Origin of the sequence: Paenibacillus sp. Dod16 (assembly GCF_049893405.1) — a bacterium.
Taxonomy (GTDB): Bacteria; Bacillota; Bacilli; order Paenibacillales; family Paenibacillaceae; genus Paenibacillus_AQ.
Map to the genome: position 1 here is coordinate 1 of NZ_JBNDYG010000054.1, position 20,849 is coordinate 20,849.

Sequence of the window (20,849 nt, forward strand, 5' to 3'; positions counted from 1 at the left end):
ATCAAGATCGGTATCAAGATCGGTATTCGCGAGAGGATCTGGAGCGGTTTGCCTTTACGATGATTACCCAAGGCCTGTTTATATCGCTTGAATAAGCAAGGCCTTCTTTTTTAATTATGCATAACTGACTAGTCAGTTCAAATTTTGCGATGGAAAGCGAAGGTGTTAAGCATGGAATGGAATAAGAACGGTTTACTCCCGCTGGAATGGTTCCGCCAGATGAGAACGGAATCTCCGGTAACGACAATGGATGGTCATGGGGCCTGGAATGTTTTTAAATACGAGGATGTCAAAGCCGTCTTTACGAATTACGAAGTGTTCTCTTCCCAAGGGGGCTCTTCTTCCGATGATCCCATTGAATCCAGTGTTCTTCGGCAGGACCCTCCGAAGCACCGTCAGCTGCGTAAGCTGGTATCCCATGCTTTTACGCCTCGCATGATCGAATCGCTTGCCCCTAAGATCCAGGAGATTACGACATCCCTGCTGGACGAAGCGAAGAAGAAGGGGAAGATGGATATCGTGGCCGATCTCGCAAGCCCGCTGCCGATCACGGTGATCGCGGAGATGCTCGGCGTATCGATGGAAGATCGGGAACGGTTCAAGGCCTGGTCGGACGCGTTGGTGGGTGACAATGGGGAGGCTTATTATCAGTGTCAGCGGGAGATGAGCGAATACTTCTCGGAGATCGCCGAGGACCGCCGTCGCCATCCGCCGGAGGATCTAATCACGAAGCTGGTGGAGGCGCGTATTGACAATGAACACCTAACCGAACTGGAGATTATCGGGTTCTGTATTCTCCTCCTCGTAGCGGGTAATGAAACGACAACCAATCTGATCTCATCGGCCGCGCTAGCCTTCGACAGTCTGCCTGAGGTCCGTGCAGAGGTGCTTGGAGACTCAGCACTGCTTCCAGGGGCAATCGAAGAAGTTTTCCGTTACTTCTCGCCTGTTCAAGTGATGTTCCGCAGCGTGAAGCAGGACACGGTGCTGCGGGGGCAGGAGCTGAAGCAAGGGCAGTACGTTTATATCTGGATGGCCTCGGCCAACCATGACGAGGATGTGTTCGATCAGCCGGATGTATTCAACATCCACCGCAACCCGAACCCGCATCTGGGCTTGGGAAGCGGCATTCATTACTGCATGGGCTCCCAGCTGGCCCGTATGGAGTCCCGGATTGCCCTTCAGACTTTGCTGGACCGTTATCCCGAATTTCGTCGTGATCGCTCGGTAGAACTGGCACGGATGGATAGCACGATGATGTTCGCGCTGAAAGAGCTGCCGATCATTTTAAAATAGATAGGAAGAGAAGAGCCACTCTTAGGGAGAGTGGCTTTTTTCAATAATTGATGTAAGTTGGTCAAACTCGGTCGAGCAAGCTTAGAAGTAAACGAGTTGGCGATTCTCAAAACTCTAATGCTCTGCTGGATTGATTTTGTATTGAAAAGGAAATGTGGGAGCTTGCTGTAGGAAGGCGGGTCGGGGTCTGTGTATGTCCTTTAATTGGTGGCGGTACAATGTTAGAATGAACGACATAACAGCAGAGTTTAAGGAGCGAAAATACGCCATGAATATACAGATGGTATGCGTAGGCAAGTTGAAGGAGAAGTATCTGGTGCAGGGCATTGCCGAATACAGTAAGCGTCTTGCGCCTTACGTGCGCCTGTCCGTGCACGAGGTGCCGGATGAGAAAGCTCCAGAGAACATGAGCGAAGCGGAAATACGCCAAGTGCAGGAGAAGGAGGGTGTGGGCATTCTCAGCCATATCAAGCCAGACACCCATGTCATCGCCCTCGCGATCGGCGGCCAGCTGTGGTCCAGCGAGGACCTGGCGGCCCATATGGACAAGCTGGGCACGTACGGGACCAGCAACGTGGCTTTTGTCATCGGCGGCTCCAACGGCCTCTCCGCGGACGTCCTGAAGCGCGCCCAGACGAAGCTCAGCTTCGGGCGGATGACCCTGCCGCACCAACTGATGCGGCTGGTGCTGGTGGAGCAGATTTACCGGGCGGTGAAGATTAACCGGGGGGAACCGTATCATAAATAAGGGCAAGTTTATCGGAGATACCCGAGTTCTTGGAAGGGCACTTTTCCAGGCATGAGTTTGGGATGAATCTTACTCGGAGGAAAAGTCGGTATAAACGGGCAGCTGCTTGCTTTTGGAGTACAGAACGATGGGGTACCTGGAGGGTACTGTTGCTTGCTGAAGCAAAATCCCCCTCCGTTATTTGGTGGAAGGGGCCGGACTGGTTCACAGACCCCTACTTCCTGAGCCCGGGCAGTAAAAGCCTGCTCACCCTCTTCGGTGCAGAACATATACTTGGCGGAATCTCCGGGTACAACGTCGCGGAGACGACGGACGAGAACCCCGAACGAGATGCTTTGCTCCAGCAGCTCACGTGGCCTTACCTTCGCGATGCGCTCAATCTCGACGATTCAAGCTGGTTGGCAGCCCGGAAAGATCTGGAGGAGGGTGCCAATCCATTAGGTCGCATCGAATCTAAGTAAGAATCTAAAAGGCGTGATCAAGCGAATCAAAGAAAGGGCCATCCCGCAAAAGGATGGCCCTAAACCTAAAGCCAAAGGGAGCCATGATATAAAGCGCTCCCTTTGGCTTGTCGTAAGACCTCCATCTTTTTCTAGTGAGCCTCGATTACAGCGCAGGCTTTTTACCTCTTGGCAGAGGATATTTTCAATGTATCGCCTTCTGTTTTCCTTGTTCTCTGTCCCTGCATAGTGGCTAGAACCACGCCGGAAATAATGAGAACAGATCCTGCCACTTGCGTTAAGGAAATCGGGGTGCCGAGCGTGATATAACCTAAAATCATGGCGACAAACGGTTGTAAATTCAGAAACAGGGAGGCTTTAGCCGCCCCTACCTTGCGAATCTGCGCATTCCAGATTACGGCGCATAAGCCCTGAATAAGCAGCGCCGAACCGACCAAGAGAACCCACCACCAAAAGTGAGGCTGTAATTGTACGTTAGGCTCGCTCCAGACCGCCACCGGGTATACCGAGATGCAGCCGAGTACGGTGGTATACACCGTTGCGACAAACGCATCCATACGTTCCGTCAGCTTTTTCATGAGGATCATAGATCCCGACAATGCCAACATACAGATAAACATGATCCAGACGCCTTCGGTAATGGCTGTGCTCATCCTTCCGCCAGTTCCAACCACGAAGAAGACACCGGTGAGGGCGACAATCGAGCCTGCAACCATGCGTTTCGTTAACGGCTCTTTCAAAAATAAGCGGGCAAATAGCGCCGTGAAAATTGGAGCTAACGATAAGATGAGCGAAGCTGTGGTTGCGTCCGTTGTCCGGAGACCTGTAAAGAAAGAAACTTGGTGAAGCAGCATCCCGAATAGAACGAAGGGGACCAAATAAACGAAGTCGCGGAACGTAATCTTCGCCAAGCCACGAGTTGCAACCAAATAAATAAGCAGGAACGCCGATGAAACCAGAAGCCGGTATGCCGACAGATGCAAGGCGGGGAATGCTTCCAGCAGCAGCGAGCCTAACACGAAGTTGCTCCCGTAAAGGGCTGCGCAAAACAAGAGAAGCAAATAAGTTCGCAAGCAGATGCGCCTTCTTTCACAGAAATAAAGGATAATGGAGCGGATTTAATTGCGTTTGACTGCGATAAGCTCTATTTCAATCTTGGCGTCTCTTGGAAGTTTAGACACTTCTACGGTTGTTCTGGCAGGGTGATGATCGCTGAAATATTGGCTGTACACTTCATTCATCTGCTGAAAATGCTCTAAATCCGTCATGAAAACGGATGTTTTTACAACGTCTGCTAAAGATAATCCAGCTTCAGCTAAAACGGCTTGCAGGTTCTTTACTATTTGATGGGTTTGGTCAACGATGCCTTCTTTCAGATTTCCTTCGGCATCAATCGGAAGCATGCCCGACGTATAGACGGCATTTCCTAAAGCGATGGCCTGCGAATAAGGGCCGATAGCTGCGGGTGCTTGTGTTGTTGTAATAGCGATATGGCTCATCGTATTTAATTCCTCTCCGTCTCTTTGATAAATGGGTGAAGAAAAAGGCCCGAGGCGACAGCCCGGGCCCCTCATTAGGCAAGCAATATAATCTTAGAGTCCGACTGTGCAGCGGCAGCTTTACTTCGCCGGCGCGTATATTTCATCCAAGAAACCGCGAATGGCTTGAAAAGCCTGAAGTCTGTTTTTCTCCAGCAATACCATGTGCGTCCCTTCACCGATTTCCACCCAGCGGCGGTAGGCGGCTCCTGTCAGGGAAGTGAAGAAACTCTGCGCCAATTCAAGAGGGACATCGATATCCCACTCGGCATGGACCAGAAGGACGGGAACCGTGATATCCTTAGGATCATAGAAAGCTTTGCCAACCGTCCAGTATTCGCGGATATCCAGGATAGGGCCGTTGGTCGCCCGGATATGCTCGGGATGATCGGTTAAGCTCCCCGGATCCGAAGCAAGAGTGGCTTCGACCCATTGTTCAAACCAGCCGTCCGGAATCAGTTCACCGCGTTTATGCTCTGGCGCCGCGCTAAGCCAGCGTTCCTTCGTGTTGCCGGCAGCAACAAGGCGATACGAACCGAGCGGGCCTCCGGTATCGATCGGAACCGGTTTGGAGCTTAGCCATTGCGGTGCAACAAGCGTAAGCTTGTTTACTTTCTCGTTGTTTTGGCTGGTATAAGCTCCCGCAACGGTTCCCCCCCAAGACATTCCCAGTATGTTGACCTTCGTCAAATTCCGGCGTTTCAGAACGTAGTCCACGGCTGTACCAAAATCCCGGACACCTGTCTCCGTGCGGACAAGCGGCGGATTAAGGTCGGCAGGCTGCTCCATCTCAGGCGGTCTTGTCGAGCCGCCGTAGCCGCGAACGTCCACGGCGTATACGTCATAGCCATGGCTGGCAAGGTAGTCCAGAAAAGTGAAGCCGTCCAGCTCCACATCGTACAGACTGCCAATTGAATAGGTAGCGCCATGAACCATTACGATTGTTTTTTCGTTAGAGAAGGTATTCATGGAAGCGGGACGTTTATTTCGTACATAAAGCTCGATTCCCGGCGTATCGCTCGGGATATGCAGGTCTTCGGTCACGATAGGGTTATTTTTAAGAAAATCATGGGTTGTCATAAGCTCAGCGCCTTCCGTATTGGATTTTGTTATCAGGCTGTATTAAATAAAGTTCCACTTATACTTGCCCCCGCTGCGAGTCACGTACCCCGCCGCACTTCCGGGGAAATGCGTACTGAAATAAATGACCGGGCGATCCGCGATGAGCTCCAGCACCCGGAGCCGTGAAACACGCGCTTGATCGGAAAATTCGCAGTACATTGAATTCCATTCCGGATTATAGACCTGAAACGGATGATGCATCACATCGGCGCCGAATAAAGCTTCTTCTTCGCCGGATTTAAGACGGATAGACATTTGGCCGATGCTGTGGCCGGGTGTCGGAATGAATGTGAATAGATCAAGGAATTCCCCGCCCTCAGGGCCAATGGTCTGCGTTAAGCCGGCTTCAACAACAGGCAATACGCTTTCTTCGTAAACGTTAAAGTTTGCTTCGTTTGCCTCGTTGTGGCTGGCCTCGCTGGAGTAATATTGCTGCTCTGCGTGGGGAAATACGTATTTGGCATTGGGGAAGGTCGGTACCCATTTTCCATCCACAAGCTTTGTATTCCAGCCAACATGGTCCACATGCAGATGCGTCAGCAGAACGTAGTCCACTTCCTCCGGTGTAACCCCAGCCTGCTTCAGCCGCTCGAGATAGGGGAGCTGGAGATTGGCGAGATCGGGATTTAAAGGCAAGTTTTTATTGTTTCCTGTAGCCGTATCGATAAGGATCGTATGCTTCGGGGTTTTCACCACCCACGTTCCAATGCTGACGATAAGCTGAGAATTGCCATCGATCAGGCCAGCTGGAAGAGAGTTCCGATTCTCCTCCAGGAACAGGGGGTTCCACGATCCCGGAAAATATACTTCTGGCGGAATACCGTCAAGCATCATCTCCGTGACACGCGTCACGGTAACATCACCGACTCGATAGACCTTGGGAATTTTAGCGGTCATTCTTTTAACTCCTTTCGTCCTTCGGGCATATCTCTTTGAACCGAATAACAAGGAAGCCGTTGCATCAATGTGATTCGTTTCTTATTATCCATAAAAATTTCGCTGTAAATGAAAATGATTCTGTTGAAATGAACGATGCTCAGATACCCGGGTAAGATTCGTTCGCTAACCTTGATTAAATGTTAGTCCAATAATGGCGCCAAATCAACGTTTTTACACCGTAATTTCGCACTAGTGAAAGGGCTTGATATTGCTCATGTTTACGCCTATTATAAAGTTATAAATTTCGCCGACAGCGAAATCGCATCGAAAATTTAGGAGGCTTGCATATGAATTCGATCGGCGAAGCCATTCGAAGCACGCGAAAAAAACATAAATTAACGCTCAAGAAGGTAGCTCAAGCAGCCTCTGTATCCTTATCTTTTCTTAGTGAAATTGAACGCGATAAGGCGAATCCGTCCATCAGTGTTCTGAAGCGCATAGCGAATGCATTAAACGTGAATTTTACCGATTTGTTTGGCGAGGAGAAACGAAGCATTGTCGTTAGGAAAAACGAGCGCAAACCTTTGGTGCATTCCGAAGGTTCCCGTATTACCTGGTACGCGCTCAGTCAAGGAAGCAGCAACCGAATGGGACCGATATGGGGAGTGTTGGAAGAAGGAGCGGCTTACGGCGACATTGGCGTCGGCCATAGCGATGGAGAGGAATTTCTATTTGTCCACTCCGGGCGTTTGGAGTTTATGCTGGGCAATGAACGTTACACGCTCGAAGAAGGGGACAGTATCTATTATGATGCCAGAATCCCCCATAGCTATAAGAATATCTGGGAAGGCGAAACGCTGCTAATAGCAGTTGCTACTCCGCCTACTTTTTGACGGAACGGAATTGGAGGTACATCCGTACGAACCGCTGATGATCTTTTATAAAGAACAGCGGAAGGGAACCCCTTTAGTATTTTTGGCCGATAGCCCCGTTAAGCTGAACATGCGTTCCATGATCAAAGCTACTCTGCGTCGGGGAAGAAAACGACCCAGCTGTGCCGCCATATAATTGTTGCGCCCGTCGATGATATAACTGCTGCCTCTATCGATTCCACGAAATCCGGCTTGAACAACGTTCTCCGGGGTGGACATCGCGCTGCCCGCCGCCTTGTCCCGGCTGCCGACAGCCTCGAAAAAACCTGTATCCGTCGCACCTGGGCACAGGGCAAGTACACGGACACCGCGTCCGCGGGTTTCCGCCCATAGCGCTTCGGTGAAAGATAACACGAATGCTTTGGAAGCACCGTAAACAGCTGAATAGGCGCAAGGCGCAAACGCGGCCATTGAAGCCACGTTTACGACGATTCCATCCTTGCGCCCCAACATGCCGGGCAGAAAGTGATGCGTCAGGTCGACAAGCGCAGCGGTGTTCAACATAATCTCTTCCTGCTCTCGCTCCGGATCCATATCCTCAAAGCGGCCGTATGTGCCGAAGCCTGCGTTGTTGATGAGAATATCGACCGCAAGGCCGAGATCGCCCATGGTTTGGGATAGTTGGCGCGGGGCACCTGCTTTGGACAAATCGTTCGGCAGGGCATATTACATTGAGTATACTCGTTGACGTAAGGTCGAGTACAAGGTAAATGGAAGCATTATGAAATTTGTTTTTCATGACAAGGGATCCCGCATAGAATAGCCTTCGAAGAAACTTGTCTGCCGTTTACTTCGATACAGGAAGGTTCCGGGCGTCAACCCTTCGATACCGCGCAGCCCCAATGAGCATAGGAATAGACAACAGAAGACTGCCCACAACCGGAACAATGGAACCTTCAAGTCCAAAATCGCCACCTGTGAGAAGCGAGGCACCGTTCACCTCTACCGTAAATAGACCGGCAGATGAGTGTCCGGAAACAGGAATGCCAAGCAAACCCTCAATAGTATTCCAAGCAAAATGCAGTCCCATGGCAAACCACAAGCTCCGACGCCACAGGAAGGCGGCTCCGAGCAGAACGCCTGCTTCCAGGGCTATGGCGAACGCGCTCCATAATGTTGCCCCTGCATTGCCAAGATGGGCAACTCCAAAGAATAGAGAGGTTATAGCGAGCGCGAGCGGTGTTCCCCCCAGTTTATCAATGGCTTGTAACATAAGTCCGCGAAAGATAAGCTCCTCGACAATGGCTGCTCCTAAAGCTGCTCCAATGGTGGATAGTAGAACAGAACCCGCATTCGCAGAACTTGCCCACTGAAAGGAGTATCCTCCCAGCGCCATAATGATAAAGACGGCCCCTGCGATAAAGATTGTCCCGGTTAGCACGCCCAGCAAGGTTTCGATCCCTGCGCGCTGACCAGCTATCTCTGGAGTGGCACGCCGGGCCAGGTATGTCAGCGTAAGCTTATAAACCAAGATGGCCAGCAACCCCATCACTAGTGTAAGGACAAGGGAAATCACCCCGTCCACTCGCTCTGTCAACTGCCGGAATAACGTATCTATGACAACAATACCGACAGCCCCCGCAAGCATCCAGACGATTGGAAAACGCCAAAATGTACTCCAAGCGCTTAATTTCCCGCCATTCTGCAGGCTCTCTTTATTTGCGGACACTTTTTTCTTCATGTCTTACATTGCCTCCTCGGTTGGTTGATGCTATGAGTATAGGCTGAAAAAGTCATAGGAGACAGTGCGCTTTTGTCATCATTTAATCTATGGCTATATGCGAAAAAAGCCGGTAACTCTAATGAGTCACCAGCTTTTTGGGGATCGGCTTATGAATGATCCAGCATTCCCGAATCTCGGGCTTTACGGGCGGCCTCCCGCCTTCCTTTCACATTCAGCTTCGAATAAATCGTGGAGATATAATTTTTGACCGTTCCTTCACTAAGATACAGCGCCTCGGCAATGTCTTGATTACGAAGGCCAGAAGCCAGCTTATGCAGCACTTCGATTTCACGGGCAGTGAGCCCGAATTCATTATTTCTCGCAGGGTTGGTATTGTTGATGCTCTTGATCATTTTACTTGCCATTTCCTGCGAGATTAAAGTCCCTCCCGCCTGAACCACCCGTATGCCTGCAGCTAGTTCTTTGGGATGAAGGGCTTTGAGCAGATAACCTTCTGCTCCACAGCTTAACGCCGCTAATACATATTCAACTTCCTTATAGGAGGTCAGCATGATGATTTTGGTTGCAGGTATTCGTTCTTTAATCAGGTTCGTTGCGGCGACGCCGTCCATGACTGGCATATTGATATCCATCAACACAATATCCGGCATAAACTGCTCGCAGCCTTTCAGTGCCTCTTCGCCATTCTTGGCCAAACCGACAATTTCCAAATCTTCTTCCATGGACAACACGATATGTAAACTCTCGAGAATCAATTCTTGATCATCGGCAATCAGCACCTTAATTTTCTCCATGCGGCATCATTCCTTTCAGCGGGATTTCACATCGGACTTCGGTCATTGCTGGAGTTCCCTTCACAGAAAATAGCTGAAGGCGACCACCCAACCGCTCAACCCGCTGTTTCATCGTGGTCAAGCCGAAGCCGTAATTGAGCTTGTCGATCGGGTTCCCGTTATTTCGAACGGACAATTGCAGATCGCTCTCGGAAAATGTAAGCTCCAGATGAAGCTGAGATGCCTTTCCATGCTTTAATGCGTTGGTAAGGGATTCCTGGATGACCCGAAGGACCGCTTGCCGGACTTCAAAACGTATGGAGCGTTCTGTCTCCGGCAGACTCAAAGTCAGGCCCGTACCCGTGTGTTCCCGGAAACGGGCCACAAGGGATTCAACCTGTCGAATCAGACTGGATTCCTCTTCTTCTCCCATCTCGTGAACGATGTTTCTCATCTCGTCCAAATTATTCTCAGCCAATGTTCTTAAGCGAGTTAATCGATCTTTGGCCTCGGCAGGCTTGCTATCCATAAGGGCAATAGAGGCATCAAGGCTCAGAATGAGTGAGATAAAGGAATGTCCCAGTGTATCATGAAGCTCCTTCGACATGCGGTTGCGCTCTTCAAGCAGAGTCATTTTCTCGATCTCGGCCGAGTAGTGAGTTAACAGTTTATTTTGACGTTCCACTTCGGCCACCAGTGTATTCTTCTGATTATACGCCTTGGCGACGAAGCTTGCCCACATGCCAATGAAGCAGAATAGCAGATTGTCTGTTCCGATACTTAGGGCTTGCTCCCAAGATAATCTGAGGTAAGATTGAAAGGAAAATGGAATAAAAACAATGACGGGGATGATCCAAAGGGTTTGCTTAGTCAATAAGTACCCCATTGTAAGACTCGGCAGCAAATAGTCAGCTTTTGAAGTCAGATCCGGATCAATCACAGAATGCACATAATAAGAACCGCCTAGTAACAGCTCTAGTATACAAAACCAGAATTTGTTCGTCGTCCGGCGCCCAGGAAACCAGAACAGCAAAGGGACGACAAGGGCTATGCTCAGCCAGATCACGTCTAATAACGTTCGGATCGAAAACTCACTTACCGTCAGAGCCTGGGACAACAGCAAAATGTAATGGTATAAACGAAGAGCGAATATACCCCAATCCATAAAAGATAATATTCTATTCATAACATCATCATACAGGAAATCTATAAACTTGGAACCTCGCATTCCAGCCAGCACCCGTTGACAACTATTAAGCGCCCTTCGATTTCGCCCTTTAGATGATAAGGAGAACCGTACTAAGAAACAGCGAAGCGAAAAGTAGAACTAGAAGAACAAAAGGCGTCCAGTTGGACGCCCATTCATTTTACTTTGCGAGTATGACAAAATAAAAAAAATGAAATAATTCTTCAACCAGCAGTCAGTAATCACTCCGAACTTCTACTTTGCAAAAAAGTAAACCAGGTTCCAATTAACTCCGAACTTATCAGTCAATACGGCAAGAAGTGCGCCAAAAAAGGTCTTTTGCAATTCAGAATCAACTTTTCCGCCTGTCTTGAATGCTTCGTATACCGTCTTGATTTCCTCTTCATTATCGAACTGCAGGTAGATTCGATGATTCCCGCCAGGGGTTACCGGATAACCTACTGCCGCGGAGTCAGAAATTTGGATGATAGAATGATCTAACAGAAAATGGGCGAATGTCGCTTTACCATCATTCTTGTTGAGAACCTTTACTTCACCGTTCAATACTTCATGATAGAACTTTAATGCATCTTCACAATGGTCTACGATTACTAATGGGTTTACAGTTTTCATTTTAACTCCTCCAATTAAGAATTTGATTTCTCGGGGCACCGATGAGCACATCACCTGACGACCGGTTTCCCTTGTCACTAACTATGTCGTAAGCGTTCGAAAAAACGTGACCGATTGATCGAAATTTTTTCCTCACATCTCCGTCACATTTACAGAGCTTCTATCGACAAATAAGTAAATAAGAAGTGAAGGGTGGGATTGTGGCGCATGAACGACCACAACTGGCTTGTCGAACAATTTGAGGCGCATCGGAATCTTTTGCAGGCGGTGGCTTACCGGATGCTCGGATCTCGGAGCGAAGCAGATGACGCAGTGCAGGAGTCATGGATCCGTCTTATCCGCTCAAATACGAGCAAAGTCGAGAATATGGGGGGATGGCTGACAACCATCATTTCGAGGGTGTGTCTTGATATGCTTCGATCACGTAAGTCGCGGCGGGAAGAGCTTGCGTTGGCTGGTGCACCTGAACCGGTTACAGGTCATCAAGACGGAAGCAATCCCGAGCACGAAGCGGTAATTGCTGCTTCCGTCGGTCTTGCGATGCTCGTTGTCCTCGAGAAATTGAATCCCGCTGAACGCATTGCGTTCGTACTTCACGATATATTCGCGGTGTCTTTCTCGGAGATCGCTTTCATTATCGGGTGTAACGAGCCCGCAGCAAGACAGCTTGCGAGCCGTGCACGTCGTCGAGTCCAGGGGACCGAATCGACTTCGGAAACTGCGGAGCTTCAGGGAAAAAGGGAGCTAGTCGATGCATTCCTCGCAGCGTCGCGTAACGGAGACTTTGAGAAACTGCTCTCGATATTGGACCCGAATGTCGTACTTCGAAACGACTCCGCGTTCGCGCCAGTCGCCAATGTGCCGATTGTTCGCGGTTCAGATGCCGTGGCCAAGCAGGCTAATCAATTCGCCACTCGTGCCCGTAGTATGGAGCTGGTGCTTGTGAACGAATCGGTAGGTGTCATCGCAGGACAATTGGAACAACCGATATTCATTCTCGAATTCACGGTTGTGGATGGCAAGATCACTGAGATCGGCATGACAGCCGATCAGGTGCGCCTGAGCGGGCTCGACATCGCCGCTTTGAAAGATTAAAAGTAACGGCAAGTTTCTGTTGTACCGTATTACGTATCAAGGGAGCATTCAATGAGCAAAACAGATCGTTAGTTGGCCATCATGCTGGAGCTGCAACTCCCCGAGCATTTTGACTTAAGGGAGTATACAGCTATAGATAGTCGCCACTTGCGAGTATGCCTTCGATTTAACCATGACATCGCAGATAAGGTGAAGGAATCGAACTATCATTACGTAGAGGATATGAAAGAGCATCAAGATGGATTCCGAAATCAAATTCGTGAGGAAACCCCAAAAATTCTAAAACGCTACTGACATAAGGTTGTCAGTAGCGTTTTTTTATAATTGGACAGGTAAATGTAAAGGAGATAGATAAGGAAAATGTATGTTTACAACGGCTGTGGGACACAGCCAAACCTGTTATTAGGAAGGATGGTATCTTGTGAATTTCGCTTCTGTACGCATTATTACTGACGACGTGGATCGTCTCGTCGAGTTCTATGAGAAAGTCATGGGGGTTTCGGCGGAACGACCCGCGCCCGTATTTGCCGAACTCGCCTTGCCATCATGCACCCTTGCAATCGGCCACTCCCAGACGGCGCAGCTATTCGGCGTCGGTTCCGTAGTGGGGGGCTATAATCGCACGGTCATTATTGAGTTCCGCGTCGACGATGTCGAAGCCGAATATGTGCGCTTGAAGCCATTTGTCGATCATTGGGTAAAGGAACCGACCATGATGCCGTGGGGGAACCGTTCTATGCTATTCCGCGATCCCGATGGCAACCTTCTTAACCTCTTCGAGCCGGTGACCGAGGATGCGATTAAACGGTTTAGAGGTAGACATTGAATCCACTGCAAGGGCGACTTCAACAGCTTTCCTGAAACCCCCAGACGGAGGTAGATATGGAACTACACTAAGAGATACAGGATGAAATTATGGGAAGATTAGAGACAACCTTTCAAGGGTTCCCCTAATCCGCTTTGTTTGGTTCCTTCAATTTAAAACTAAGGGGGAAACCACAGTAAATAAAATGATCAAAAAATACAAAGGGGCATGTTGCGGCATGCTCCTTTCGCATTTTTCGCCGATAAAGACGGTAAGCTGAACCGTATCGCAAGTAGTTTAAATTCACTTAAAAATAATTCCTAAGAGATACCTTATACCAGTAAATACTTTTTCTTTTATATCATTTCAAGGTCGATGATTTCCAAATTGTTTTTAATGCAACTGTCACAAAATGAGCTGCATTGGTGTTTTAAGAGTGTAGGCAGGAGGGGGTAAGATTTTTGGACAGACATTACGGAGAGTCTAAATCAAACTCGGAAGAAATCGAGATGCTGGTTGAAAGGACTAAGCTTGGTGATAAGGAAGCTTTTGCTTCCATTATAAGAAACTTTGAAAAACCAATGTATATCTATTGTTATCATATGCTCAAAAACAAGGAAGAAGCCGAGGATGCTCTACAAGAAATATTTATCAAAGTGTATGAACAGATACATAAGTATCGTCCAAATATGATTTTCTCGGCATGGCTGTACAAAATTGCCTACCATTACAGTCTGAATCAAATCAGGAGCAAAAAAAGGTGGTTTCGTTTTATAGATCGTTATAAATATGATCAGCCTGAAACCTCAACTCAGCAAATAGACAGTCAAGCTACACTGAAGGATTTTCTAAATTTACTGACTGCCGAAGAGAGACACATATTAGTTCTCCGTGCGATTCAGCGATACAACTTTAACGAGATTAGTGAAATCATGAATATGAAGCCAGCAACCGTGCGCAAAAAGTATGAACGCCTTCGCAAAAAACTGCAGACGAAGGAAGTTAATGAAGGAGGGACAGTGAATGCGTCGATCACCTAATCCATCTAAAACCGTAAATATTCACCAAGTGGAGCAAATGATTCGGGACACGGAGACGCCAGAGCACAGCATGAGTCAACAGATTGTAGAAAAGCTTGAATCCAAAAGCATGTCAAGACAAAAGCCATTCTTTACAAGAAGAGTGGGAGTCATCGCAGCGGCATCGGTTGCTCTTTGCGTGTCTCTAACTCCTGTCATGGCTCAAGCCATAGAGCGGCTATCATTACTTGAATATATTAATCCGTTTGCCAAAGAAATGAAAGTAAATCCAAATGAGACGGCGGATACACTTTATGTACAAGGCTCGGATGGGGATAAGAAATTTCATTCGGGGATGATTCGCTTTGATGACATTGAGGACCAAGAGTTTAAAAGCCAGCTGCAAAGGGTTTGGAATGAGATTTTCCCTCAGGGAGAAGCAATTAATGAAGTAATTATGTACGAATATAAACCAAACACATTTCACATAGAGGCGCGAAACGAAAACAGATCCATCGAATTTGACGAAGGCAACTGGTATTATGCGACACAACCGATTGGAGAGAATCAGGTTCCAGATGCTGCAAAAGATGCAGCGGATCAAATTTTTAATAAAGTTGGGGATTTTAAACAAAGTAAACGGTCAGTGAGTCGAATGATCCTAAGACCCAATCAAAACCCCGTATATAAGTTCGTGTACAACACAGACAAGGGTTCTATCCTCATTGATGTACAAAAAAATACGAATCAGATCACAAGGGTTGTAGCCTTTCCGTTGTCGGATCAACTCAATAAAGTGGATGATAAAAATAAATATCGTGACTTGGTTGAGAAAACAAAAGCAATTGAGCTGCACAAGATTCGTGAGGAAGCCGTGAAGCAAGCTAAAGTTTGGATGAATCTGGACTTGGCTGATTATAACGTATCCAAACTTGAATACCGGTTCGATACATTAACGTTCACCAAAGCGGGTTCTCCAGACGTGACTGCGCTGTTCACCTCTAAAGGAACGATCTATTCTATTAAAATTGAGCTAAAGCAGTTATCTGAGAAAGGAATGGACTAATCAATGCAATGAGAGGGGGTGATGGCTTCTGATTTCATAGATTTATTTCAACGTGGCTGAAGCATTCCATTACAAACTGTAGGTAAGTAAATAATAAATAAAGGAGTTTATTCGTATGAACAAAAAAATAATTTTTCCTATCGTCGGAGCAGCCTTATTATCAGGGAGTTTGCTTGGATTTGATACACCGAATCAATCCAATGCGTATAACAACGTAAATTCAAACATTGAACAAGGTGCTAAATCAGAGCAGACCCCTATGCAAAAGGCTCAGGATAAGCTTAAAGAATTGACAGGAAATACGTATACGTTAATTCAAGGAACCACTACGAAAGATACTATCCATTTTAAAAGAGAGAAAATCAAGGACGATATTATTGCTTATAACGCGAATGGAAAGCTCGAAACGATCAGTATTAAAATCAATTATGAAGATCTAAATGGTGGCAAATATCAAACCAAACTGAAAGAAACGTGGGAAGCTTTATTCCCGGGGGAAGAACCGAAATATGTGAATATCTCAGAGTCAATCTACTATGAGGGTACAATCTCATCGAATGCTATGCAAAATAAACAAATGTATATGCAGGAGAATGGAAGTATTTATGGCGTGAATTATGCTCCTGACGAAGCCCCGGCAAGCGTACAGAAGAAGGCTGCTCAGGTATTCTCCAAGCTTACTGATGGAAAAGTCAAGCAAGGTGCTGAGTTGGATCGGATGTATGTCCGCGATGGTAAACCGAATGTGTATCAATATAAGTATAAATCAATAACGATGGATGTAATCTTTTCCATTGAAGAACAGACGCTGGAGCTGCTCCAAGCTGATGTATATCATAAGGATGGTAAAGGTGTAGATAATTATGAAGAATTCCAGAAACGAGAAAAAGAAATAAGTGCAAAGATGAAGAAGTTGACGTTAGACACTTTAATGAAGAACGCAATGAAAGACGCAAAAAATATGCTGGATCTGGATTTGAAAGGATATAAGGGAGCAAGAGGTACAAATGCATGGGATGAGGATCATATGACGTTCACCAAAGAAGGGGCGCCTTCAGTTACTGCCAGATTTAATAAAGACGGATCGTTTAGCAGCTTTACCATTGATAAGTATAATCAGACAATCGATTTTTCCGGAATGACCATCGCAGGTCCCCCAAATGAAGAACTCAAATTGTTAATTGACTGATATGTATTGAAAAGCAGCTTGGAGATGCACTTATATTTCAATATAACCATGAGGTAGCAAAAGAAAGGAATTCATTGACATGAACAAAAAGAAGATTTTCCCTATACTCGGGGTAGCTTTATTATCAGGAAATTTGCTGGGATGCCAAACTCCTGTTCGGGCAGATTCGCCCAACAAAGTAAATATCAATGCTTCACAGAATGTTAAAGCGGATCAGAAGCTTATGCAGCAGGCTCAGGATAAACTGAAAGAGCTAACAGGAAATACGTATAAGTTAATTCAGGGAACTGCCATGAAAGACTTTGTGAATTTTAAAAGAGAGAACTTCAAATATGATACTATTTCTTATAAAAAGAATGGAAAGCTAAATGATATCGGTATCAACATCAATTATGAAGATTTAAACGGTGGGAAATATCAAAGCAAACTGAAGGAAACATGGGAAACGTTATTCCCAGGGGAAGAACCAAAATACGTGAGTATCTCCGAGTCTATCTACCGTGTGGGTACAATCTCATCGAATGCCAAACAAAATAAACAAGTTTATATGGAGGATAACGGAAGTATACATGGCGTAAATTATGCACCTGACGATGCCCCGGCAAGCGTGCAGAAGCAGGCTGCTCAGGTATTATCCAAGCTTACCAATGGTAAGGTCAAGAAAGGAGAAAAGTTGGATCGTGTGTTTGTCCTTGATGGCAAACCGAATGTGTACCAATATAAGTATAAATCAAAAACGATCGATGTGAGCTTTGCAATTGAGGATCAAACGCTGGAACTGCTCCAAGCAAGTGTCCAAAGCAATGGTAAAGGTGTAGACAATTACAAAGAATTCCAGAAGAAAGAAAAAGCAAAAGATGCAAAGCTCAAGAAGCTGACGTTGGATGCATTAACGAAGAACGCAGTGAAAGATGCGAAAGCGATGATAAATTTTGATTTGAAAGGATATAAGGGAGCAAGAGGAACAAATGCATGGGATAAGGATCAAATGACGTTCACCAAAAAAGGGGCTCCTACAGTCACTGCTACAGTGGATGCAGATGGATCGTTTAACAGCTTTATCGTAGAGAAGTATGGTCAGCATCTCAGTTTCGGCGGAAACACAATCGTAGGGCCTGCAAATGAGGAGCCAAAAATATTAATCAACTGATTCTAAATGTGGAAATCTCCTATATAACTTGCGGAAGCAGATTCAATCTCAAACGGAGCTCAGCTTGCATTAGACTGCTGGGCCCCGCCTGAAATATAACGCCTTTGGGTGTTATCTTATTTTGAAGGCTGAATGGAGCTCATCAGTGCATTCAATTCGGACTGTAATTGCAAATGGAGTTTCTCTACGATCGAAAAATCGGTGGCCGCAACATAGTAGGCCTTAATCTGAGAATCGATGGCTTCGGCTTCCGCCAGATGGGAGGTAGCCTCTTTCATTTTTGCCGAATAGCGCGCCTTGATACCGGCTATTTCGTCAGCATAGGCTTCATCGGTACCAGGGGCTATCGTCCGTGTGTACATATCTAGGATCTCATCCCCGTCCCGATCGGGGAAGTATTCATGCGGAGCGGTACTGTCGAAGATCGCTGTTTGAAGCTCCGGGAATATCAGCATATCCAGACTGTTCGGGTCAAAGCCGCAATGAAACACTTGAACGTCGATTCCTTTCTGTTCGGCAGCGGAGGCAAGCTTTTTCAGCAGCGTCGATTTGCCGGATCCCGCCCTTCCTTTGATGAAAATCCGTCTTTCCAGCTGAGCGGTCAAGCTTTGAATAAAATCGAACGCCCCCCTCGGGGTCGCAGCTCCGAAAAATAAGTGACGCGGAGCGATTGGCGTACTGCTTTCATGACCGGCGTATAATTCTTGAATGAATTCCAGTGCAATCTGATCGGCCTTCGCGAAATCCATATTTTCGATATAATATTTTTCCCACTCGTCATGAATCCGTAGTGCATTTGCGAATGTTTCATACACAGTTGAATAGGCATCCTCAAGCTTGCCACTAAGATCTTCTATCGTGACCAAGTCTTCCGGTGAAATCAGGCTGTTATCGAACGCTTCCCCAAAATCGATAAAGACGATGTCGCAAGCCCCGCGATCCGAGATCCCCTTACAGACTCGCCCGTCGACCATACCAACCTTCAATTCCGTACAAATAATGCCATCCAGTTCGTCAGGACGGAGAGGGGAGTGGAAGCATTGCACATGCAAGCCTTGATCCAGCAGGCGATCCGCCAAGCTTTGCATGACCGTCGATTTCCCCGTACCTTGGGGCCCCGTAAGGACAAAAATCTTGTTCAATCCATCAAATGCGGATTCATACAAGTAATGAGCCCCGCGCGCAGTGTTGCCGTGGGCAAAATAGTGAGATGATGTGAGTACCAATCTACACACTCCTTTGTGCCTATTCCGATTCGCAAAGTTTACAGAATAAGCATGATTGGGATAAGTGCCTATTCATTTGTATATTCCGCGTTGTAACAAGTGGTGTTCGTCCTCTCCTATGATTTTCGCTAATTGTTGAAGGGACAACAGAAGGTAAAAGATCAAGCCTGCGACAAATGGGGAGATTTCACTTGCCCTACGCAGGATTTTCTGTTATTTTTGATAGTAACAAATTGTTATTAACAAAACGATACTAAGTGTGTTGGGTGTTTTCCTTCTATAAATCAGTGGAGAAAGCTGAGGGGATGAATTGTGAAAAAGGTTGCGAGTGGCTGGAACCTGTTCGAAATAGCATGGTTGGTGCTGTTCACCTCGATTGCTGTGGGGTTTACGGTGATTTCCAAGGACTCTTTATTCGGTTTTACCGTTTTTATTACTGGGGTGCTATGCGTGGTGCTTGCGGCGAAGGGCAATCTGATGAGCTATGTTTTCGGCATGTACAATACCGTTGGTTACGCTTATCTGGCCTATATTAACGGGTTGTTTGGAGAGGTCATGCTGAATCTGTTATTCTTCGTTCCGATGAACGTCATTGGCTTCTACATGTGGAAAAATCACCGCCAAGACGGCAAGCTGATCATGCGCCAAATGGAACTTAAAGGTCTGCTTCTCGTTGGGACAGTCTGCATTTTAGGCTGTTTGCTGCTGGGATTTGGGCTTTCGTTCATCCCGGGACAGAACTCGCCTTACATCGACGCTACTACGACGGCGCTGTCCGTTGTGGCCACCTTTTTAATGGTCCGCAGATTCAAGGAACAATGGCTGGTCTATATTGTGTTGAATTTGTTTACGGTGCTGCTGTGGGCGATTCGATTGCTGGAGGGCAGCAGCGAAGGCATGCTGATGATCGTCATGTGGAGCGCGTATTTGGTTAATGCGGTATACGGCTATTACAATTGGAATAAAGGGGCCAAGGAGGTGGCGGCATGAAAACGCTCGGATTAACGCTGGGGAAGTTTGCCCCGCTGCATAAAGGGCATCAGTTCATGATCGAAACGGCGCTGCAGGAGGTCGATGAGTTAATCGTGGTCATTTACGAGACGACGGTCACGCCGATCCCGCTTCATATCCGGGCGAATTGGATTCGACGGCTGTACCCGGCAGTCCGGGTCATCGAAGCTTGGGACGGTCCTGACGGGTATTCGGATGACAGAGAGCACGAGATTCGGGAAGAACAGTATATCCTCCGTTTACTGAACGGCGAGCAAGTAACGCATTTTTACTCGAGTGAGTTTTACGGCAGGCATATGAGTCTTGCTTTGGGCTCGGTCGACCGGCGGGTCGATGAAGCCCGCGAGCGGGTTCCGATCTCTGCAACGATGATCCGTTCCGACCCATATAAGTACAGGGAGTTCATAAGTGATATCGTGTACCGGGACTTAATCACGAAGGTGGTATTTGTTGGGGCGATGTCGACGGGCAAGTCGACCATCACTGAAGCGCTGGCACGGCGGTATAACACGACCTACGCGAGCGAATACGGACGCGATTATTGGACCGAGCATCAGGTGGACCGCAGAATCGGCCTGGAGGCGTTTGATGAAATCGCTGTGGGTCATATCGAGCGCGAAGAGCAGGCTTTGCTCGCGGCGAACCGATTTCTCTTCGTCGATACCAATGCGATTACGACGTATATGTTCGCCATGGATTACCACGGCCGGGCGCCAGAACGATTAACACGGATTGCCCTGGAAAATGCGCAGCGCTACGATCTGTTCTTCTTGTGCGACGACGATATTCCTTACGATGATACGTGGGATCGAAGCGGGGATCAGAAGCGGCATGTTTTTCATAAACAGATCATCGCGGATTTGAAGGAGCGGCGCATTCCCTACATTATGCTTCGGGGAAGCTTGGAAGAGCGCATGCGCAAGGTAGACGAGGTGCTGGCGAAGTTCGAGCCCTATCGAAACTATTTCGGGGAGCTAAAACGGTTAGAATTAGATGCAGACAGGGAGTAAAATGAACCCATAACCACAACCCATTT

At 47.4% G+C, this 20,849-nt stretch carries 22 protein-coding genes; 12 read left to right on the forward strand and 10 right to left on the reverse strand.

The window, feature by feature from the left end; translation table 11 throughout:
• The first annotated feature begins 171 nt into the window (after positions 1-171).
• The 3 genes from ACPV3A_RS31015 (at position 172) to ACPV3A_RS31025 (ending at position 2,505) form a co-directional block, all read left to right on the forward strand.
• On the forward strand, positions 172-1,296 hold the full coding sequence (locus ACPV3A_RS31015; protein ID WP_426203512.1) for a cytochrome P450: 1,125 nt from the start codon (positions 172-174) through the stop codon (positions 1,294-1,296).
• A 268-nt stretch (positions 1,297-1,564) separates the two neighbouring features.
• Positions 1,565-2,044 (forward strand): 23S rRNA (pseudouridine(1915)-N(3))-methyltransferase RlmH, encoded by a 480-nt coding sequence (gene rlmH, locus ACPV3A_RS31020; RefSeq protein WP_426203602.1) that lies wholly within the window; start codon positions 1,565-1,567, stop codon positions 2,042-2,044.
• 62 nt (positions 2,045-2,106) lie between these two features.
• Positions 2,107-2,505, forward strand: coding sequence for a hypothetical protein (locus tag ACPV3A_RS31025; RefSeq protein WP_426203514.1), 399 nt, complete (start codon positions 2,107-2,109; stop codon positions 2,503-2,505).
• Positions 2,506-2,666: 161 nt separating this feature from the next.
• Here the strand turns inward: ACPV3A_RS31025 and ACPV3A_RS31030 are convergent, their stop codons facing one another.
• The 4 genes from ACPV3A_RS31030 to ACPV3A_RS31045 form a co-directional block, all read right to left on the reverse strand.
• The gene (locus ACPV3A_RS31030) at positions 2,667-3,578 is read right to left on the reverse strand and encodes a DMT family transporter (RefSeq protein WP_426203516.1); all 912 of its coding nucleotides are present in this window, start codon (positions 3,576-3,578) and stop codon (positions 2,667-2,669) included.
• Positions 3,579-3,623: 45 nt separating this feature from the next.
• Positions 3,624-4,004: a RidA family protein gene (locus tag ACPV3A_RS31035; protein ID WP_036618341.1), complete on the reverse strand. Its 381-nt coding sequence runs from the start codon at positions 4,002-4,004 to the stop codon at positions 3,624-3,626.
• 120 nt (positions 4,005-4,124) lie between these two features.
• A complete protein-coding gene (locus ACPV3A_RS31040) occupies positions 4,125-5,123 on the reverse strand; it encodes an alpha/beta hydrolase (protein WP_426203519.1) in 999 nt (332 codons plus the stop codon).
• A gap of 42 nt (positions 5,124-5,165) precedes the next feature.
• Positions 5,166-6,062: an MBL fold metallo-hydrolase gene (locus ACPV3A_RS31045; RefSeq protein WP_426203521.1), complete on the reverse strand. Its 897-nt coding sequence runs from the start codon at positions 6,060-6,062 to the stop codon at positions 5,166-5,168.
• Between the two features lie 329 nt (positions 6,063-6,391).
• On the opposite strand from ACPV3A_RS31045, the gene ACPV3A_RS31050 reads away from it, so the two are divergent.
• Positions 6,392-6,937: a helix-turn-helix domain-containing protein gene (locus ACPV3A_RS31050; protein ID WP_194540250.1), complete on the forward strand. Its 546-nt coding sequence runs from the start codon at positions 6,392-6,394 to the stop codon at positions 6,935-6,937.
• Positions 6,938-6,982: 45 nt separating this feature from the next.
• Here ACPV3A_RS31050 and ACPV3A_RS31055 read toward each other — a convergent pair whose 3' ends face one another.
• From ACPV3A_RS31055 to ACPV3A_RS31075, 5 genes are all read right to left on the reverse strand, one after another.
• Positions 6,983-7,624, reverse strand: a complete 642-nt coding sequence (locus tag ACPV3A_RS31055) for an SDR family NAD(P)-dependent oxidoreductase (RefSeq protein ID WP_426203524.1) — start codon at positions 7,622-7,624, stop codon at positions 6,983-6,985.
• Positions 7,625-7,763: 139 nt separating this feature from the next.
• On the reverse strand, positions 7,764-8,657 hold the full coding sequence (locus ACPV3A_RS31060) for a CPBP family intramembrane glutamic endopeptidase (RefSeq protein WP_426203526.1): 894 nt from the start codon (positions 8,655-8,657) through the stop codon (positions 7,764-7,766).
• A gap of 149 nt (positions 8,658-8,806) precedes the next feature.
• Positions 8,807-9,454 (reverse strand): response regulator, encoded by a 648-nt coding sequence (locus ACPV3A_RS31065; RefSeq protein WP_426203527.1) that lies wholly within the window; start codon positions 9,452-9,454, stop codon positions 8,807-8,809.
• Entirely contained in the window at positions 9,441-10,619 is a 1,179-nt protein-coding gene (locus ACPV3A_RS31070) for a sensor histidine kinase (protein ID WP_426203529.1), read from the reverse strand. Before ACPV3A_RS31070 ends, ACPV3A_RS31065 begins: the two co-directional genes overlap by 14 nt.
• Positions 10,620-10,874: 255 nt before the next feature.
• Positions 10,875-11,252, reverse strand: a complete 378-nt coding sequence (locus ACPV3A_RS31075; RefSeq protein WP_194540246.1) for a VOC family protein — start codon at positions 11,250-11,252, stop codon at positions 10,875-10,877.
• Between the two features lie 207 nt (positions 11,253-11,459).
• Here ACPV3A_RS31075 and ACPV3A_RS31080 point away from each other — a divergent pair, with 207 nt between their 5' ends.
• The 6 genes from ACPV3A_RS31080 to ACPV3A_RS31105 all read left to right on the forward strand — a co-directional run bounded on the left by ACPV3A_RS31080 (position 11,460) and on the right by ACPV3A_RS31105 (position 17,576).
• Positions 11,460-12,347 carry a sigma-70 family RNA polymerase sigma factor gene (locus ACPV3A_RS31080; RefSeq protein ID WP_426203531.1) on the forward strand — a complete coding sequence of 296 codons (888 nt, stop codon included), beginning with the start codon at positions 11,460-11,462 and terminating at the stop codon, positions 12,345-12,347.
• Between the two features lie 421 nt (positions 12,348-12,768).
• A complete protein-coding gene (locus ACPV3A_RS31085) occupies positions 12,769-13,173 on the forward strand; it encodes a VOC family protein (RefSeq protein ID WP_194540244.1) in 405 nt (134 codons plus the stop codon).
• Positions 13,174-13,613: 440 nt separating this feature from the next.
• The gene (locus ACPV3A_RS31090; RefSeq protein ID WP_426203533.1) at positions 13,614-14,192 is read left to right on the forward strand and encodes an RNA polymerase sigma factor; all 579 of its coding nucleotides are present in this window, start codon (positions 13,614-13,616) and stop codon (positions 14,190-14,192) included.
• Positions 14,176-15,237, forward strand: coding sequence for a hypothetical protein (locus ACPV3A_RS31095; protein ID WP_426203535.1), 1,062 nt, complete (start codon positions 14,176-14,178; stop codon positions 15,235-15,237). The genes ACPV3A_RS31090 and ACPV3A_RS31095 overlap by 17 nt, the downstream gene beginning before the upstream one ends.
• 115 nt (positions 15,238-15,352) lie before the next feature.
• On the forward strand, positions 15,353-16,426 hold the full coding sequence (locus tag ACPV3A_RS31100; protein WP_426203537.1) for a hypothetical protein: 1,074 nt from the start codon (positions 15,353-15,355) through the stop codon (positions 16,424-16,426).
• Between the two features lie 79 nt (positions 16,427-16,505).
• A complete protein-coding gene (locus tag ACPV3A_RS31105) occupies positions 16,506-17,576 on the forward strand; it encodes a hypothetical protein (protein WP_426203539.1) in 1,071 nt (356 codons plus the stop codon).
• A 116-nt stretch (positions 17,577-17,692) separates the two neighbouring features.
• Here the strand turns inward: ACPV3A_RS31105 and ACPV3A_RS31110 are convergent, their stop codons facing one another.
• Entirely contained in the window at positions 17,693-18,802 is a 1,110-nt protein-coding gene (locus tag ACPV3A_RS31110) for a PRK06851 family protein (RefSeq protein WP_426203541.1), read from the reverse strand.
• Positions 18,803-19,114: 312 nt separating this feature from the next.
• Here ACPV3A_RS31110 and pnuC point away from each other — a divergent pair, with 312 nt between their 5' ends.
• Both pnuC and ACPV3A_RS31120 read left to right on the forward strand, forming a co-directional pair.
• Positions 19,115-19,792, forward strand: coding sequence for a nicotinamide riboside transporter PnuC (pnuC, locus tag ACPV3A_RS31115; RefSeq protein ID WP_426203544.1), 678 nt, complete (start codon positions 19,115-19,117; stop codon positions 19,790-19,792).
• Positions 19,789-20,823 carry an AAA family ATPase gene (locus ACPV3A_RS31120; RefSeq protein ID WP_194540236.1) on the forward strand — a complete coding sequence of 345 codons (1,035 nt, stop codon included), beginning with the start codon at positions 19,789-19,791 and terminating at the stop codon, positions 20,821-20,823. The genes pnuC and ACPV3A_RS31120 overlap by 4 nt, the downstream gene beginning before the upstream one ends.
• Positions 20,824-20,849 lie beyond the last annotated feature (26 nt).